This window comes from Sinorhizobium terangae (assembly GCF_009601505.1).
GTDB classification, from domain to species: Bacteria; Pseudomonadota; Alphaproteobacteria; order Rhizobiales; family Rhizobiaceae; genus Sinorhizobium; species Sinorhizobium terangae.
Genome location: NZ_WITC01000053.1, coordinates 1 through 16,480, shown reverse-complemented (window position 1 = coordinate 16,480; position 16,480 = coordinate 1). Strand labels below are relative to the sequence as shown.

At 55.8% G+C, this 16,480-nt stretch carries 15 protein-coding genes; 14 read left to right on the top strand and 1 reads right to left on the bottom strand.

The window, feature by feature from the left end; genetic code table 11:
* Window positions 1-175: 175 nt before the first annotated feature.
* The 3 genes from tnpA to tnpC are packed head-to-tail and all read left to right on the top strand — an operon-like array spanning window position 176 to window position 2,497.
* On the top strand, window positions 176-523 hold the full coding sequence (gene tnpA / locus GHK62_RS13610) for an IS66-like element accessory protein TnpA (RefSeq protein ID WP_327791134.1): 348 nt from the start codon (window positions 176-178) through the stop codon (window positions 521-523).
* Window positions 507-860: an IS66 family insertion sequence element accessory protein TnpB gene (gene tnpB / locus GHK62_RS13605; protein WP_153438048.1), complete on the top strand. Its 354-nt coding sequence runs from the start codon at window positions 507-509 to the stop codon at window positions 858-860. Before tnpA ends, tnpB begins: the two co-directional genes overlap by 17 nt.
* A gap of 44 nt (window positions 861-904) precedes the next feature.
* On the top strand, window positions 905-2,497 hold the full coding sequence (gene tnpC, locus GHK62_RS13600; protein WP_153438046.1) for an IS66 family transposase: 1,593 nt from the start codon (window positions 905-907) through the stop codon (window positions 2,495-2,497).
* 243 nt (window positions 2,498-2,740) lie between these two features.
* Here tnpC and GHK62_RS13595 read toward each other — a convergent pair whose 3' ends face one another.
* Window positions 2,741-5,515: a tetratricopeptide repeat protein gene (locus GHK62_RS13595; RefSeq protein ID WP_153439710.1), complete on the bottom strand. Its 2,775-nt coding sequence runs from the start codon at window positions 5,513-5,515 to the stop codon at window positions 2,741-2,743.
* 710 nt (window positions 5,516-6,225) lie between these two features.
* Here GHK62_RS13595 and GHK62_RS13590 point away from each other — a divergent pair.
* The 11 genes from GHK62_RS13590 to otsB all read left to right on the top strand — a co-directional run bounded on the left by GHK62_RS13590 (window position 6,226) and on the right by otsB (window position 16,381).
* Window positions 6,226-6,498, top strand: coding sequence for a helix-turn-helix domain-containing protein (locus GHK62_RS13590; protein WP_153439709.1), 273 nt, complete (start codon window positions 6,226-6,228; stop codon window positions 6,496-6,498).
* Window positions 6,495-7,733, top strand: coding sequence for a type II toxin-antitoxin system HipA family toxin (locus tag GHK62_RS13585; protein WP_153439708.1), 1,239 nt, complete (start codon window positions 6,495-6,497; stop codon window positions 7,731-7,733). Before GHK62_RS13590 ends, GHK62_RS13585 begins: the two co-directional genes overlap by 4 nt.
* A gap of 106 nt (window positions 7,734-7,839) precedes the next feature.
* Complete coding sequence (locus GHK62_RS13580) at window positions 7,840-8,052, top strand: hypothetical protein (RefSeq protein ID WP_153439707.1); 213 nt, start codon at window positions 7,840-7,842, stop codon at window positions 8,050-8,052.
* 248 nt (window positions 8,053-8,300) lie between these two features.
* Window positions 8,301-8,990, top strand: coding sequence for an OmpW/AlkL family protein (locus GHK62_RS13575; RefSeq protein WP_153439706.1), 690 nt, complete (start codon window positions 8,301-8,303; stop codon window positions 8,988-8,990).
* Window positions 8,991-10,093: 1,103 nt separating this feature from the next.
* A complete protein-coding gene (locus GHK62_RS13570; RefSeq protein ID WP_153439705.1) occupies window positions 10,094-10,753 on the top strand; it encodes an HAD family hydrolase in 660 nt (219 codons plus the stop codon).
* Window positions 10,722-11,564 carry a phosphoribosyltransferase family protein gene (locus tag GHK62_RS13565; protein ID WP_153439704.1) on the top strand — a complete coding sequence of 281 codons (843 nt, stop codon included), beginning with the start codon at window positions 10,722-10,724 and terminating at the stop codon, window positions 11,562-11,564. The genes GHK62_RS13570 and GHK62_RS13565 overlap by 32 nt, the downstream gene beginning before the upstream one ends.
* Window positions 11,565-11,634: 70 nt before the next feature.
* Window positions 11,635-12,318 carry a ClpP family protease gene (locus tag GHK62_RS13560; protein ID WP_153439703.1) on the top strand — a complete coding sequence of 228 codons (684 nt, stop codon included), beginning with the start codon at window positions 11,635-11,637 and terminating at the stop codon, window positions 12,316-12,318.
* 1,221 nt (window positions 12,319-13,539) lie between these two features.
* Window positions 13,540-14,028 carry a MaoC family dehydratase gene (locus GHK62_RS13555; protein WP_153439702.1) on the top strand — a complete coding sequence of 163 codons (489 nt, stop codon included), beginning with the start codon at window positions 13,540-13,542 and terminating at the stop codon, window positions 14,026-14,028.
* Between the two features lie 141 nt (window positions 14,029-14,169).
* The gene (locus GHK62_RS33550; RefSeq protein ID WP_167528236.1) at window positions 14,170-14,376 is read left to right on the top strand and encodes a hypothetical protein; all 207 of its coding nucleotides are present in this window, start codon (window positions 14,170-14,172) and stop codon (window positions 14,374-14,376) included.
* Window positions 14,377-14,936: 560 nt separating this feature from the next.
* Window positions 14,937-15,101, top strand: a complete 165-nt coding sequence (locus GHK62_RS13545; RefSeq protein WP_153439701.1) for a hypothetical protein — start codon at window positions 14,937-14,939, stop codon at window positions 15,099-15,101.
* Between the two features lie 482 nt (window positions 15,102-15,583).
* On the top strand, window positions 15,584-16,381 hold the full coding sequence (otsB, locus tag GHK62_RS13540) for a trehalose-phosphatase (protein WP_153439700.1): 798 nt from the start codon (window positions 15,584-15,586) through the stop codon (window positions 16,379-16,381).
* Window positions 16,382-16,480: the final 99 nt, after the last annotated feature.

The following is a 16,480-nucleotide window of genomic DNA, read 5'->3' as shown; positions in this document are numbered from 1 at the left end:
CGTAAGCGCGGAATTCCCCGCACCTGTTCATAGACGTGGCAGTGAGGGATTCTGTGTCCACAACGGAGACTGTGGACACATGACATTGGATGGCGCGGGAAGATCAGGGCCGCTTCGAGTGGTTCGGGTTCTTGGCAACGGTAAGCGACGATTTGATCCGGTTGAGAAGGAGCGCTTGGTTGATGCGGCCCTTGAGCCGGGAGTATCGATTGCAGGGCTTGCGCTTTCGCACGGAGTCAACGCCAATCAGTTGCGCAACTGGGTGGCGCTCCGCCGACGCCGGCAAGCGACCGAGACGGAATTGACGGTTATGTCGAACAGCGCGCCGCCGGCCTTCGTTCCGGTGGTTGCGGCAGTGCCGACTGTGCGGCCGCCGGCCCCGTCGGCTCGGCCGACATCGCCACGGCTGCGGTTAAAGGCGTCGCTCCCGAACGGTGTGCGGCTTGAGCTGGAAGATGCGGATGCTGAGGTTTTGTCGGCGATGATCGAAGCGTTGGGGCGTTGCGATGTTCCGGCTGGCTGATGATCTGCGCGTCTATCTTCACCGGGAGCCGATCGACTTTCGTGCGGGGATCAACAGCCTTGCGATCCTGGTGGAGCAGTCAATGGGCCTCAACCCGTTCGAGCGCGCGGTGTTCGCCTTCTGCAATCGTCGCAGAACCCGGATGAAATTGCTGTTCTTCGATCGGTCTGGCTTTGTGCTCATGTTGAAGGCGCTGACGGAAGACAAGTTCCGCTGGCCTTTACGGCAGGAGACGGTGGTGCCGCTCGATGCCGAGCAACTGCACTGGTTGCTCGACGGCATTGATCTCGACGCGATGGTGCGCCATCCGGTGCGGCAATATGAATTTGTCGGCTGAACTTTGCCGTTGACGTAAGGGAACGGCTCAGATTCAAGACTATAATGACTCGAAGCGGCACCCCTGATGTTGCGGAATTGATGGCGCTTTTGGCGGCGAATGCTGCCGAAATCGCCGCGCTGAAGGCCGAGAAGGATATCCTTGCGCAGCGCGTCTTCAAGCTTGAAGAAGAACTGGCGCTGGCGCAGTTGCATCGTTTTGCGCCTCGCAGCGAAAAGCACATGGATCGCATCTTCAACGAGGCCGAGCAGGCTGCCCTTGAGGGGGACGAGGACAGCGAAGACGCCGATGATGCCGTCGCTCTACCGGACACGGGATTGGCGGAGATCGAAAAGCCGGAGGGCAAGAAACCCGGCCGCAGGCCATTGCCGGCGAACCTGCCGCGCCAGCGCGTCGAATATGACCTTGCCGACGACCAGAAGGTCTGTCCGTGCTGCAGCCACCCGATGCATCGCATGGGCGAGCTCGTTACCGAGCAGCTTCACATCGAGGTGAAGGCCACGGTTCTGCAGAATGCGCGAGCCAAATATGCGTGCCGTAACTGTGACCGCACCGGGATCAGCACGCCTGTTATCATCGCGCCGATGCCGAAGCAGCCCCTTCCGGGTAGCATCGCCACGGCCTCAACGCTGGCCTTCGCGCTCGTTCATAAATATGTCGACGGCACGCCGCTCTATCGTTTGGCGCAGGCCTTCGAGCGCGCCGGGGTTCCTGTCAGCCGCGGCGCTTTGGGCCACTGGGTGATCGGTTCGAGCGAAAAACACCTGTCTCGTATCTATGACAGGCTGAAGCTGCGGCTTCGATCGCAGACCGTCATTCATGGCGACGAGACCACAGTCCAGGTGCTGAAGGAAGCGGGCAAGGAAGCGACCAGCACGTCGTATATGTGGGCCTTTCGCAGCGGCGAGGACAGTAAACAGCCGATCGTGCTGTTCGATTATCAGCCCGGCCGCGGACAAGAGCATCCGCAGGCCTTCCTTGGCGACTACCGCGGCATCCTGATGAGTGACGGTTATCAGGCCTGGCGCACGTTGAAAGGCGCCACGCATGTCGGGTGCATGGCCCATGCCAGGCGGAAGTTTGTCGATGCTCTCAAGGCGCGCAAGAAACCCGGCGGGCCGCCGGCGCAGGCCATCAAGTTCTTCGACCAGCTCTACCGGATCGAAAGGCAGGTGCGGGACGAGAGGCCGGATGACGGTGAACCACAGGCCGACTACATGCGCCGCTTTCGCCAGAAACACAGCGTCCCGGTCCTGAACGCACTCAAGGCGTGGCTCGACGCGATCGCTCCAAAGGTCGTGCCCGACACCAAGCTTGGCGATGCCGTCTCCTATACGCGCAATCAATGGGAATATCTGACCCGCTATACCGACGACGGTAGGATGCCGATTGATAACAATTTACTCGAGCGCGACATTAGAATTTTTGCCACCGGCCGAAAATCGTGGTTGTTCAGCGACACCGTCGATGGAGCCAAGGCCAGCGCCGTCACCTATAGCCTGATGTTGACCTGTCGCGCCTGTGGCGTCGAACCATTCGCGTGGTTGCGCCACGTCCTAACCGAACTGCCGCAGCGTCCCGACAACGCCGACATCGATGACCTGCTACCATTCAACTTCAAAAGGCAGCCTGCCTGACCGCCGGCTCAAGCCCACTTATAACGCGCAGCGAAATGCGCGCTTACGTTGAAGCAGAAGCTTAAGGTCGTGAAGCTCCAAGAAAATTCATCCCCCAGCTCAACTGAAGAAATTCAATTGAGGTACACGTAAAATTTGTGCAGATCGCCTTGAATCGCGCGTCACAACCTAACAGGACAGTATGCTCTTTCAAGAGAATTTGGGCGGTGCTACACGCGGATTAATGTCCGCTTTGGCGTTCGCTCACGACATTGATTGGCGCCAAGTTTTTAGTGAGCCGAGATATCGATTATTCCTGCAGGTCGAGATAGCTTGTTCGGCATGCTCGATCGCCAGAGCATCATTTTCGGAGTCTTGATAGCACCTACCTACAAGCTCGTAGTAGCTTGAAAGGTTATCGCTTGCCGCCGAATCTTGTGTCGCGAGCTTAAGAGCCCGTTCTGCGGTACCAAGAGCGGCATCCACTTGGCCATCACCCTTTTGCGCCTCAGCCAGGCGATAGAGAGTCCAGTGAGTGAGATCGCTTTCGGCAACCTTGCCGATAGCTTCGAGCGCCTTTTTGAAATGGCCTCGATTGTTGTAGGCTTTTGCTATGGCACGTGCGTCGAAGCCCTTTAATCGATCCTTTTTGAGAATTTCGTCTGCGAACCGCAGACTTGCGTCACTCGTAATCGTTGCCAGATCCGCCTTCGCAAGCCTTGTTGCTCCTTGCGAAACATTTGCAAAGCCTTCGCAGGCGCTTGTCCATTGTTTGGCGTCGATAGCTTTGGGTTCGATGGCCAGCAACTCGGGAATCTGTTCCACCAAGGCCACGGCAAGCGTTTCATGCTCGTAGCCGAAGAGCGAGGTAAATGAGACAAAAGCCTCATAGAATTGGTCGATTCCGTCGAGCGCAGCGGTGGTGATGATTTCATGAAGCTTGGCGACGTCCTCCGGTCGCCCGCGAATGGCATTCGCCAGCGTCTTGTAGGTTCGCAGTTTCGCGAGGGCAGAAAGAGATACGCGCAGCGGTATCGCGGACGAGTTCGACAAAATGAGTGAGACCAACTCGTTCATCGCGTCACTACCAGCGGAGCGAATTTCCGGCGACACGCCATACTGCGTACCAAGATGGCTGATCTGAAGTAGAGTCGCATGCCACTCAGTGCTAAAATCTCTTAGCTCCTGGAAACAGCGTAACGCCTCCTCATAGCCCTCAGATCGCCGCAGCGCTTTGCCCCGATGATGAAGCAATTCGGCGCGGATTCTCGTTGTAACGCCCGCATCGATCAGGGATTTGTATTCCTCTGCGCACCTACGATAGTAGTCTTCCCGTTCGAGCCGTTTCAGCTTGTAGGATTGAACCTCGCGAGCGTCGATAATGCTCATTATGGCAGCGAGTGGGAGATCGGCACGAAGGGCGTACTCATGGAGCCCGGGATAGACCTGTTGTTTTCGTTCGCCATCAATCTGCAGCAACGCGTAGGTCAACCAATCCGGCTCTTTCGATAGGCGCGATTTATGCTGTTCAATCAAGACCTCGTAGCTGAGATGTATCTCGCGAAGGAGGCTTGGTTTCATCTCGCCTTCAGCGTCCAGGGTGCGCTTGGTCACCGCGGCCGCCAACTCAGCGCTGCACGGATTCTCTTGAACCGCATAGCACAATAGGTCGTGAACCTTCAGTATGTTAATGCCACTTCCCGGCAAGAGAATTGAGCGAGCCTGAAGATTAGCACACCTGTTTATCCCAATGAAAGATCTAAGAAATTCGGCATCGTGAGTAAACACTCCGCTATCGGCGATTTTGACAAGAGCGCGATATGTCTCTTGCTCAAGCTTACTCAATATTGCTTTTATGATTGACCGACCGTCCGACGAAACGTCGATCGGATTGGAAACAATATCCTGGTAAAAATCGTATTTGTTCAGGTTTTGACTTTCGATGGTCGATCGCGCCGTCGAAAGAATAAGCGGCAAAAACTTGCATTTAGCAACGAAGTCGGTGACGACAGGATTGGAGACATCGGCTTCTCCGAGGATTTTCAGCGCTGAAGAATCAGATATTTTGGGTATTTCTAGGTAGATTGAGTTTCCGACGCCGCGCACTTGTGATGTAGCCAGCACCAGGCCCCCGAGTGCAAATCCCGGCTTTAGCTCGGTGAACATCTCCGCATCTAGCGTCCGATCTACGCCATCGATCACCAAGATCGATTTGGTAGCGTTGAACAAACCAGCCACATTGACGGGTGCGCCGCCGCGTGTTCGCTTGACAGCTGCCAGAGAAGTGTCCTTTGGCCAATCGGCGCCATTGATCCATATGTAGTTGCCAAAGTCCTTTGAACGCTCCCGAACAAAGTTGATAGCGGCCTGAGTCTTTCCCGCGCCGCTCAGACCATTGAGCACGCAGATTTTCGAAGTGCTGAAATGAGCGCTCAATGCGCTGGAAATTAACGAATCTGGACTGTAACCCTTGCATTGAGCGGGCAGCTTCCCGTAGTACTCGTAATTATCTAAACTCTGTGAAAAACTCGGGAAGGCGTCACAATAGAAGCTCGCGGCTTGCGGACTTTTGATCGATTGTCGATAGATGGTTTTTGCGATCTCACGCGCGTCATATATTTCTATGAGTTTTCCATGTTTCTTAAATGTTGGGGTCTGATTGAAGTCTGATCGAAATGACGGAACTTCTTCTTCAGTCGTCAGCAAATAGATTTTCTTTACAACCCCACTGGGTGCGTGACTGAGAGCATGGGCAACATCATTCTCGATTTTCTCGTAGAACGGAGGCTCGCCGGCGGCAGCGCCGTTGACGAAGTATTTCTTTTCAGTGCTGTATTCTGCCACAATATCTGAGGCTTGAGAGAATGTGTCGACTGTGTATCCACTCGGCTTATGGTCTTTGTTCAGCCCATGATGGATGAGATTTTGCCCCTCAAGCAGGGCCACCATATTGTGTCCGATCAACTCCAAATCCGAGGCATCGAGAGCTTTAACCTCGTCGATCAGCTTAAGAATGATGATTTTCTCGATGTTGTCCATTGTAGCTCAATGCGCGAATTGCGACCCGTTTAAGTCGGCGAAGTACTCGCCTGACAGGTATGCAGAGGTTGAAGTGTCGTGATGTGAACTTGACGATCGCAAACAGAAGATAGCATTTTTCCACGATCACATCTTTTGCGCGATTTACACACACAACCGTTACTAAAGCGTAATCTCTGATTTCTTCGAAATTGGGCCGTCAGTAGCTGAGGTTAGGGACAAGCCTAGCCGCCAACTGCTTTCGCGCTGTAATAAGCCGAACTCTTTGATGACCGCTTGGGTAACTCAACCGGACCGACAGCTTCTGGGATATTTCATAAGAACGACGAACGGCTGATTTGAGGGCGCATAGCGGCCATTCTGCTCCGCGCGGGAGGAGGCGCATTGTGTCTGCTTTTCGGCAAGGTCAAAGTGTGTCAGAGTGGTTGCGTGGGGTACAAACCGTCTTAAAAAATCTGAGCTTCGCTCCCTCGCTGCGGTCTCAAGCGGAAATTATTTCCCCTTCTGGAGGCCGAAGTTGCCATTGGCGATCACGACGTATGTGACCACTCTGCACCCCTCGCTACGGTCGTCCATGCCCCCGCTTCAATGCCTGGAGCTTCCCGATCAGGATGTTTTTGTGCGGCTGATGCGATCGCTTCCCGCTCGGTAAGGTTGACATTGATTCTTGAAGAAGCTTCCTGTACGGTAAGCTATCACTGGAGTGCTCAATGTTCAGGTCCGCACGCGATTTCGGTGCCGCCGTCCGGAAAAACCGTAAAAGCCTCGGCTGGACCCAGACCGAGCTTGCCGCTCGCTCCGGCACGGGTGAGCGCTTCATAGTCGAACTCGAATCCGGCAAGCCGAGCTGTCAGCTCGAGAAGGCGCTGATCGTGGCGCGTACCGTCGGCATCGAGGTTGGCGATCTCAGGACAGCCCAGGTTACCCCAGCCCCATCTGACGATGACCTCGGTTTCCTACCGACCTTCGGTGATGGTCGATGACGACGATCTTCTACGAAACCTTCCCTGTTGCCCATCTGACTTTCGCAGGCGAATGGCGGCTCAACTACAAGCCTACTTGGGAAGCGCGTCGCTCGGCTTTCCCGGTCTCGCTGACCATGCCGCTGCGCTCGGGGTCCGTCGGCGCCGACAGGCTGTTGCCATGGCTTGCCAACCTTCTTCCGGAAACGCATCTCACCGAGATCGGTCAGCGGTTGAAGGTCTCTCCACAGGACATTGTGGGCCTGCTTGGCCACATCGGGCGAGATACCGCCGGAGCGCTCTCGATCGGGGAGCCGCGGAAGGCGGGCCTCAACCTGCACCCCGTTCCGGATGAAGAGGGGCTGGAGCGCATCCTGAACGAGCTTCCCGCCAAACCCTTCCTGGTTGGAGAGCGCGGCGTTTCCATGTCACTTGCAGGCGTGCAGGAGAAATTGCCCGTTTTCGTCGACGAGAAAGGCGGGATCTCGATCCCGGTCGACGGAACGCCATCAACCCACATCATCAAGCCGGATACCAGGCAACTCGCGGGAAGCGTCGAAAACGAGGCCTTCTGCCTCGCCCTCGCGCGGGCATGCGGCTTGGAAGCCGCCGACGCAACCATAGGTATAGCCGGGAAACGACGCTATCTGCTGGTGAAGCGCTATGACCGCTTCACAGATCCGCAAGGCGAGATCCGCAGGCTGCATCAGGAGGACCTTTGCCAACTAACAGGCCATTTCCCGTCGCAGAAATACGAGCGGTCCTCGACAGGTCGCGGCGTGACCCTGAAGATGATGTTCGGCGCGGTCAGCGATCTCGTTTCACCTGCTGAACGCCTGAAGCTTCTTGATGCGGTAATCTTCAGCGTACTGATCTGCAATTCGGATTCGCACGCGAAGAACTACTCGATCCTGATCGGTGCTGGTGGATCTGCAAAGATGGCGCCGCTCTACGATTTGATGTGTGCGGCGGTCTACCGCCAGGTCGATCAGAGCTTGCCGCAGGCTATTGCTGGCCGTTTCCTTGCGCCTGACTTGAGGCGTTCTGATTGGCAGGCATTGGCCGAGGAGGTCGGATTGAGCGGCGCGTCGACCGTCAAGAGGGTAGAGGAACTTGCTGGAGTTGTAAGCCGTGCTTGTGAGAACGTCGCGCCGCAAATCGCTGACGTGGCTGGTGATCCGACGAGGGTCCTTGAACGCATTACCCATAGTGTTCAGAAGAGATGCAGGCGAATTCAGGTGCAAGCTCGCGATTGATGATGGGGTCCGACATCAACCCCCTTCAAGGGCCGAGCCGACGGTCCGACTTAATGATCTTGCTTTGCAAGATAGGTCAACGGTGTTGCCCTAAAGGCAACATAACGTGGCACTCGACACAAGTCTCAGCGACCAGACCGATAGCTTCGACGGATTGTGGAACCCACTTGCCAGGCGCCAGGGGCTTGAGTTTGTTCAGGCAAGACACTTGAGGATCCGGCTGACCGTGGCGGGGAACACCGGTCTCCTGGGCGATTTGCCAGGCTGTCATGTGCAGACGGCGCGACGCCTCGATACGGGCGGCCGCATCCTGTGGTGACGGCCGGCGACGGCGGTGGAGCGGGCAACAGTGGTCATTGAGGCCGGCTTATCTGCACTTCAACGTGCGCCAGATCGCAGCTTCGAGTCGAATGGCGTTCATGCGACACATTGACTTTCTCGCCCGATAAAACGGTTCTTCCTAACTACGGTTGATCTCGATCAACATGCCGCCGCCGCGCGCAGCCTACCGGCTTCCTTGCAACAATCATTGCTGATTCGACTATTGCTGGTTCAAGGAGACGTCAAATGAACATGAATGACGCACAGCATCTGAGATGGATCGCGGCCCTAGGTGCGGCTTTTTTCGCATGCGGGGCAGCCGCCGCGGAGCTGACATCACCGCCTGTCGCCCCGGTGGCAGAGGATGTGGCGACGGGGCTAAGCCCTTGGCAGATCCGTCTGCGCGCTTTGGGCGTCATCACTGAGGACAGTGGCTCAATCAAAGGCGTGCCTGGCTCGGACCTTTCCTATTCGGACTCGCTGATCCCGGAACTCGACATCAGCTACTTCTTCACCGACAACATCGCCGCTGAACTCATCCTTGGCACGACCTATGCCAACATCAAGGAAGATGGCGCGGTCAACGTGCCGGTCGGGAGGACCTGGCTGCTGCCGCCGACGCTTACGCTGCAGTACCATTTCACCGATTTCGGTGCCTTCAAGCCCTACGTCGGCGCGGGCATCAACTACTCGCTGTTCTACAACCAAAGCGAAAAGCCCGGTTTCCATAATCTCCACGTCGACAATCATGTCGGCGCCGCGCTGCAGGTCGGTTTCGACTACATGGTCGACGAGCATTGGGGCTTGAACTTCGATATGAAGAAGATCTTCCTCGAAACTGACTGGAAGGCTGACCATGACGTTCTCGGCCCGCTGAGCGGCAAGGCAAAAATCGATCCACTGTTGATCGGCGCAGGCGTGACCTACCGTTTCTAAATGGACGATTATAATGTGGGCAGAAGAGGGAGAGGCCTCGCCCTCCCGTCGATAGCGCCTCACTCATTTGTAAACGGACTTTATGCAAACACCGAAGCCGGCGGCCACGGCCGTCGCCACTGTTCTTCGACAACGACGCAGTGCGCGACTACTCGACTGCACGGGTGAGCCGGGGCATTCTTATGGATGTTCATTCGGTCCCCCGAGAATCACCGAAGCTTCGACAATCTTCGGCGTTCCCGGCGCGATCCGAATGGACGAAGTTGAAAGCTCACACCTAGTGGGTTCCGCCTGACATAAGGACCCGGTTTGGTGACCCCCTTTCGCCAGAGCGCGAGTGCGGCGCATGGCCGCGCCCAGTCGCCACGCTCCGCTGATCAGAGATCGCAATTCGCCGCGGCAGCACGTCTGGCGCGGCGAGATCGTCCTGTTAAGTGCCGATGGCGACGGCGCCTTCTAGATCACGCGCAAGTCGAAGACCTGCGTGTGGCGCTGGCAGGAACGCTTCGCGCCGGCGTGCGTTGCGGCTGCGTACTTGCTGGCGGCTATAGTTAATATCCAGGGGCACTGTTGATGTGCCCAGCCGCGGCCGCCGATGGAGATGATCCTCCAAGACTGACGGCGAGCTTGTTCCATGCGCACTGCAGCCGTTCCACACATAAGTTGTGTTTGAAACTCGACACCAACTGTCGAATTGTGCGTTTATCGACGCAGCGTTATTTGGCGTCATCGCTATCTCAATTATGCAAACGGCTTGTTAATACTAGCAAAATCCATTTCAGAGACGCCCGGACGCGGTTGGCACGACGTTTGCTCATCCTTAGCCATGAACTGATGGATATCGCCCGGACATTCAGGGTCGAGCGCCGTCACGACCAATTAATGAAAGACAAAGCGGATATGTTATTTCGCCACAACCCACTTTCTCAGAGCTGCTGCACCCGCAGGGCGATATCTTCAGATGCACGCCCATCCCCGTTGTCGATCCGGGCATTCCGATCCGTTTCGGACCCGCGCCGCATATGAGCGGGACGCCGAGACGGCTGCGGGCCAACCGCAGATGCACTTCCTCCGAGCGCGTTAAAGACCGCCGGAAAGGCAAGTTGATAGGTCACATTTCTTTCGACGTCTGGAACACTCTCGTATTGCCAAACCCAAGCCATGCGCAGATGAGGACCAAATTTCTCGCGGCCTGTTTCGATACAGAAGAAGCAGCTGTCAGGAAAGCGTACGCCGAGGTCAAGAAGTGGGTGAACCAACACGCGATCGAAACTGGGTATGCTCCATCTCAGTTCGAAAACATCCGTTTACTTATGATGCATTGCAATGTTCACAAAGATCCGGGCGGCATCGCAAAGGCGTTTGAGCACATTTTTGAGAAGTGCAAGCCAATTGTATTGGATACTACGGTGAGGCTAATCCATTCATTGGTTGAAGACGGATATGCGCTGTCGATTGGCAGCAACGCGAGCTTTATTAGCGGCCGAACGGTGCACGATTTTCTTGAGCGCACGTTTGGATGCGTGTTTCGGTTCGGAATTTATTCCGATCTGCTTGGATATGCAAAACCGAGGAAAACCTTCTTTAACAAAATCATCAAGTCGTCTGACCTTGCGGCCAACAACATTCTGCATGTGGGTGACCACGCGATCTGCGACCTGCAAGGCGCGCAGAGCGCTGGAATGCATGGTGCCCTGCTGGGAAGACCTGAAGACATTCGAGAGGTTGTGAATGCAGCAATTTCAGGAGTTTGCACTCCATGAATTTCAGTCGATCGAAGATGCACCCTTTCGACCGGAACAATATTCGCGTCTGAAATTCGGTTGCGACGAAGCAGCTCGCGAGATGGGCTACCAGATTGCAGACGCGTTCTTCCAAAAATACGCGCCCGCTCTACTGGACAGTCGCTGCGTGATGATTTCGTCGCCATATAATTTTGTTCCAAACGCAGCGACTATAATGACGGTGCATTTGCTCAATCGCCTCAACACCCACATTGTTGATGCCAAAGGCAACCACGTGGAATATGCGACTGTCCCACGAAAGATCAGTTATGTGAACGACTACGGACTCCTGTCAGGGGAACATCGCAAGTCATTGATCGCCGGTGATAGGTTCTACTTGAACTCGCAACATTTGGAAGGTCGTTGTCTTCTGTTTGTCGATGACGTGAAGATCACTGGCACTCACGAAAACAGGTTAGTCGAGCTCATGCACGAGCAACAGCTAAAGAACAAAACATTTTTCCTATATTTTGCTCGATATACCGGCGATCGTCCTAACATAGAGTCCGAGATAAATTTAGCTGCGGTTAAGTCAATCAAAGATTTGAATCGGATCGTGGCGGAGCCAAATCATCACATGACCGCTCGTCAAATCAAATATATTCTCTCCGTAGATCCAAGAGAGCTATATAGCGATTTTTTAAGATTCAGAAGCGCCAGATACATTAAGAACCTTTATTTTAATTGCCTACACGAAGGATATTACAAAATTGAAGAGTATGAAAACAACATAAGTATAATAAGAGATGCAATAGAGCATCAGGAATCCGCCAAGAAACGCGTGGTATAAAGTCGGTTCAAGGAGCTTCTATACCAAGAATGATAGCCAGTCTCAATTCTGCAGAGAAGAGGAAAACCCTATGAGACCAACGTCAATATGCTTGCTCGCTACCGTTGCCCTGTCGACTTTTAGCGCGCCGCTACAGGCTGCCACGCTTCGGGTGATGAGTGACGCCTCCTCTCCGCAGTCAGTGAGCGCGGTCAAAATCGTTTACACGGGTGAGGTGAACCAAGACAAGATCGCTGCCCTTGCATCCGCCCTCGACGAAATTAATGTGAAGTACAAATCCGCGCACGATATTTATCTCTATATCAGCAGTCCGGGCGGGAAGGTGGATAGCGGAAATGTCGGCTATCAAGTGATCAGGAGCTCCATGGTGCCCGTGACAACCATAAATCTGTCAATGGTTGGGTCTGCGGCTACCATGCTCTACTGCGCTGGTCAAAAACGCCTTGTCTTGGACGACACGTCATTCCTGCTGCACGCCCCAACGAGATGGATTCAAGGGGAACTAGCCGCAAACCAGATAATTAATCAGCAAGAGTCATTGGCGACTTCTCACACAGAGTTGAAGACAATCTATCGCACTTGCACGAACCTCTCCGATGAGAGGATAGAGGAGATTACCTATAGTGAAGATACTCATGTTTTTGCCGGCGTCGATAAGGCGCTGAGTATCGGGCTCGCCACAGGCACGGCGAGGAATGTAGAGCCTGCTGATGCCACTTGGTATATATATGACGGCCCTTCTGATGATGGGTGATCAGGTACACCGCCGCCGGTCTCCGGGGGCGCGTCGCGGAGACACGGCTACGGCGCAACCTGGTACATTTAAACGGCACCACTGGGGAGTATTGATCCAGTACTGACCACGAGCTTGCCACGCACGGTTCGATGCGCATCGGCATTCGATCTGACGGTCGCTGAGTTCGCGGGTTTTCAAGGTCGCTCTCCCATGCTGGATCAATGCACAGATCCGCCAAGGTGCGGCGTCTGCGTTGTCGGAAAGATCATGCCTCCAAACGGCTAAAACACGTCCGCTGAACACCATCGGGTTCATCGGGTTTGCCGGCGAGGGCAGCAAGTCGAAGCTGAGGCGGCGCTTTCCGCACCACATTCTTCACGGCCTTAAAAGCAAGCGTCATGATGAGCATGATCCTGAAACGGCGACCTGATCGGGCTGGGCTTAACGGGTCCGGGAAATGATTGGAGAGCTTGAACGTGCAGCAGCGCGTCGCGAACTGCGGGGGCGAGAGGTTTCGCTCGTGCCGTTGGCAGAAGTTCGAGGCCTGCATCGTAACAACTCGTCGCGAAAATAGATGAAGTCGTGTGATGACCACACTCATCGCGTCTGGTTGGATTTGATGCTGCGTGCCCCGGCCGTGAGATTGCGTTTGGTCATCAGGCGCGTCGCGCACCGAGGAGGTGAGATCGAGACCCCTAAAATGCATGCCTTCGTGTATCCATACTGACGATCGCCGTGATCCAAAAAAGCAATTTTGTCAACGTCATAGGATACGTTAGAAAAGATGAGGCGGCGCCAGGAGAAAGGAGGGTTTTGCGTGCGCCGTCAGATCGGGACAGGTTTGCTGGTTCTCATGTGGCCGGTCCAGCTTTATGGCGGAAGATGCCACAACGCGCAGCGGCCCCGTCCATCTACAGCCAATTTCTAGAGCACCAGAGGGTTGTGGCAGGAAAGCGTTTCGAGCGCCCCATGACTGGCCGAGGGCCATGACCGAGCGAGCGGAGATGCTATGAAATGGAGAACGCGTGTTGCCATCGTGATCAATCGCGACCACTTCCGCCCCCCTCCGATTACCGGCAAGCCCAAAACGGCGAATGGCGTGACGCGCTTCACGGGGAATTCCCATCGACGGTGGCCACCCCACGATTGAACAGCTTTTCGTTAGGTCGTTGAACCCCACTTTCTTGAGTCTGCCGGCTGGCCTAAAGGCCGACTGGCCCTCTTCAGGACTTATTTTACATGTCGCAAGAAATTTCACTTTCCGACGTCAAAGATCTTCTCGGCAAGGAGATCGGCGTCTCCGACTGGATCACCGTCACGCAGGAGAGCATAGACGATTTTGCCGACGCGACGGGCGACTTCCAGTTTATCCACACCGATCCCGTGCGCGCGGCGGCGGAAACCCCATTCGGCGGCACGATCGCGCACGGGTTTCTGTCGCTCTCGCTGCTTTCGGCGATGAACTACAATTGCCTACCCAAGATCCGCGAGCAGACGATGTGCATCAATTACGGCTTCGACAAGGTCCGCTTCGTCGCACCGGTCAAGAGCGGTGCACGCGTGCGCGGCCGATTCACCGTTGCCGATGCTCGCTTCCGCAGTGCCGGCATGCTGATGGTCAGCTATGACGTAACGGTGGAGATCGAAGGCGAGAGGAAGCCCGCGCTCACCGCGATCTGGCAGACAATCATCCAATATAAACCGAAAGACCGGTCGGCGGATATTTGATAAGGGCGCCGGCCCAAGTTCTCGCTGCGATGCTGACGAAGTCGGCAAAGGTCACGGCGAGAACGCCCGGACGGCGACCGCTGGTCGCGGAGCGGAGACATCGTCAGATCGGTTGCAATTCAGCTACAAGGAGATAAGCCAGTGAGCCGTCTTACGTCGCAGAAACCTGCCTATATCAAATGGCGTGTGGATCAGATGCGGGCGAACTCCCGAAACGAAGGTATTGAGTCCGATCCGCGGTACATAGATTTCACGGCTCAAATGGACACCGAGGGCGTACCGGTGGAAGAGCAGATCGAGCGTTTGAAGGCTTTCCTGAAGGCCACTAAACCGTCCGTGGCTGGATAGCCTCGGCAGAGGACCCTCATTGCGCTCAGCGTTCCGCGCAGAAGGAACGACGGCTCCACGCTACCCCAGGAGTGATGAAACAGGGGTGTAGGACGCTGGACGCGATAAACCCGCGCCCCGCAGAGACCTGAATGTCTCCGGCATGGCGACTGGAAGTCTGGCCCATCCATCAATGCCATCGTTGAGGCCACGGCATCGAAGGAGGCATCCTCGAAGCCGGTGGCTATAGGATGTAATTTTGTATTGGATGCTGAGCGGCTGCCGCTCTTCACTTTCGCGAGCATGCCGGATCATCTGCTCCGAAAGATGGATGCCGGTCATCCGAACACCTATTGCGGCGAACCGCCTCGTGTCGGGAGCATAAGCAGGTCTCGATAGGTGTCGTGCCCCGTGTCGAACATCATGTGCCCGTTGGTCATCGCTCCATCGGGCCTCAACGTCGGCCTCTGATACCGGGGTCACGCTGTGCTCCCTTTCGGGATACGATTTTGTCAATGTATTTGTTTCGAACGAGCCAGCAACAGTATGCTATTACGTCCTCCGCCGAATAGAGAGACCACATGAGCGACGACAACATCATTAAATTTGAACGACGGAAACCAAAGCCGCAACCGAAGACGATCAGTCCGGTGTGGCGGAAGGCGCTTGCCTGGCTTGCCGTGATAGCGGGGTTGATCCTGGTGTGGGCGTACTACCAATTCATCGCGCCGCCGAACCTGCCATGAGAGACGCTTCGTTGGGGCCGGGACCTCGACGTCAGGCATGAAGCATCGCGGTCTATTGATGGCCGCAGCTTGGGAACGCGGTGTTTCCGCCGGGCTCTGCTTCAATACAATACGGTGACACCGACCTTGCTTCATCCGTGATCGGACATACCTCGCATAGGACGCTGCGTCTTTCGGCCGCTTCGTCCGGTGGCGATTTTTGTTGCAGTACAGACAGGCAGCGACGATGTTCTCCTTGGAATCGGGCCGGGCTCTACGCAAGCGCAACCGCAAAAGCCGTATACTCAGAATGCCGTGCTGCTCCACTGCGGTTATGTGAGTTTGAACCGGCGACGGAAATGCGCCGCGTCACGCAATAGGCTCAGACCATGGGTTCGATACGAAATCTAGAAACGCATGCAATGCACCGATGATGGGCTATCGCAATTTAAACGAGATGTAGGGGTGGCAGGTAACGGGGATCTGGTATAGACATAGCCCTCATGTCCTACCAGACGCAGCTTCTCAGCGCCTCTAACTCGGAGGCCGCCTTAGGAGAGGACTCTATTCTCTCCGCTCTCTCAACGGATCCAGAAAGCTGGGCTCTGTTCCTCGATATCGATGGTACGTTGCTTGACCTGGCCGAAACGCCGGACGCAGTAGTCGTTCCACCTTCGTTGCCTGCGAACCTCGATACCTTGTCGAGAAAACTCGGAGGTGCTCTGGCACTCGTGACCGGTCGCGATGTTGGCTATGCCGAACAGCTTTTTTCGCCATTCCTTTTTCCAATCGCGGGTCTTCATGGTGCTGAGCGCCGCGATCCGGACGGCCGCGTGCACAAGGCTGCCGACACGTCGGAATTTGAGCGGCTGAAGGCCGATCTTGTCGCCGATACGGCCAACTGGCCCGGGGTCCTGATCGAGGACAAGGGAGCGGCGGTCGCCGCGCACTACCGCCTTGCGCCGGACAGAAAACTCCAGCTTGAACCGCTGATCGAGCGGGCGTTGATCCGAGCAGGGCCAAACTGGACGATCCAGCACGGCAAGATGGTGATCGAAATCCGTCCGGCCCGCGCCGACAAGGGCGACGCGGTCGCGGCGTTTCTCGCGCAGTCACCTTTTGCCGGGAGGCGCGCCATCGCCATCGGGGATGACGTGACCGACGAAGCAATGTTTCGCACGGTCAACCGCCTCGGCGGCTACTCGGTCCGTATCGGACCGCCGTCGCCTGCGACCGAAGCGCTCGGCTCCGTCCCCTCTGCCGAGGCTCTGCGCGGCATCATCGCTGCGTTGGTCCCCTGAATATGTGTTGGTCGCCTGAATATTTGAGCACCTGACCTATTCTCTTGCATGAAAGGAGGTCGGCATGGGCCGTCTCGTCGTTGTTTCCAATCGCGTACC

Excerpts from the sequence above, each read along its gene's own strand:
- tnpB (WP_153438048.1), top strand. The coding sequence starts at position 507 with ATGTTCCGGCTGGCTGATGATCTGCGCGTCTATCTTCACCGGGAGCCG.
- tnpC (WP_153438046.1), top strand. The coding sequence starts at position 905 with ATGACTCGAAGCGGCACCCCTGATGTTGCGGAATTGATGGCGCTTTTG.
- GHK62_RS13595 (WP_153439710.1), bottom strand. The coding sequence starts at position 5,515 with ATGGACAACATCGAGAAAATCATCATTCTTAAGCTGATCGACGAGGTT.
- GHK62_RS13590 (WP_153439709.1), top strand. The coding sequence starts at position 6,226 with ATGTTCAGGTCCGCACGCGATTTCGGTGCCGCCGTCCGGAAAAACCGT.
- GHK62_RS13585 (WP_153439708.1), top strand. The coding sequence starts at position 6,495 with ATGACGACGATCTTCTACGAAACCTTCCCTGTTGCCCATCTGACTTTC.
- GHK62_RS13575 (WP_153439706.1), top strand. The coding sequence starts at position 8,301 with ATGAACATGAATGACGCACAGCATCTGAGATGGATCGCGGCCCTAGGT.
- GHK62_RS13565 (WP_153439704.1), top strand. The coding sequence starts at position 10,722 with ATGCAGCAATTTCAGGAGTTTGCACTCCATGAATTTCAGTCGATCGAA.
- GHK62_RS13560 (WP_153439703.1), top strand. The coding sequence starts at position 11,635 with ATGAGACCAACGTCAATATGCTTGCTCGCTACCGTTGCCCTGTCGACT.
- GHK62_RS13555 (WP_153439702.1), top strand. The coding sequence starts at position 13,540 with ATGTCGCAAGAAATTTCACTTTCCGACGTCAAAGATCTTCTCGGCAAG.
- GHK62_RS13545 (WP_153439701.1), top strand. The coding sequence starts at position 14,937 with ATGAGCGACGACAACATCATTAAATTTGAACGACGGAAACCAAAGCCG.
- otsB (WP_153439700.1), top strand. The coding sequence starts at position 15,584 with ATGTCCTACCAGACGCAGCTTCTCAGCGCCTCTAACTCGGAGGCCGCC.